The organism is Streptomyces sp. DH12 (genome assembly GCF_020873895.1).
Classification (GTDB): Bacteria; Actinomycetota; Actinomycetes; order Streptomycetales; family Streptomycetaceae; genus Streptomyces.
Genome location: NZ_JAHWGT010001403.1, coordinates 1 through 415 on the forward strand (window position 1 = coordinate 1; position 415 = coordinate 415).

Consider the following 415-nt stretch of genomic DNA (forward strand, 5'->3'; position numbering starts at 1 on the left):
CCTGGTGCTCGATCCCGGGATCGGGGCCGTGTCCCGGCAGCCGCAGCAGCGTCTGCACCAGGTCGAACTGGCGGCGCACCACCACCGGCTCCACCCGCCCCGCGGGCCCGAGGACCTGGTGCCCGCCCATCCACAGACCCGGCTCGATCTCGTCCCACGGACTGTCCGGAGCCGGTACGTCGGGTTGACTCTCGCGGGTACGCAACGGCGCCTCCCACCCACCTCGCCCAACTTCTGTCCACGGTATCCGGCTTCTTGCCCCCGCAGCACCCCGCCTGGTCCCATGGAGGCGAGGTGATGGCGCATGGACGGACCACGCGTCGTGCCGGCCCGCCGGCACGGCAGGGACCGGCTCCACGTCCGCCTCCCGGACGGCAGGGACATCGCCTGGTACGACCGTGAGGCGGCCCGGGTG

Annotated in this window: 2 pseudogenes; one reads left to right on the forward strand and one right to left on the reverse strand. The window is 73.3% G+C overall.

Annotation, left to right across the window (positions count from 1 at the left end):
- Nucleotides 1–205: pseudogene (locus tag LPA54_RS40285) on the reverse strand (protein phosphatase); the annotation flags it as partial.
- Between the two features lie 99 nt (nucleotides 206–304).
- Here LPA54_RS40285 and LPA54_RS40290 point away from each other — a divergent pair.
- Nucleotides 305–415: pseudogene (locus LPA54_RS40290) on the forward strand (NERD domain-containing protein); the annotation flags it as partial.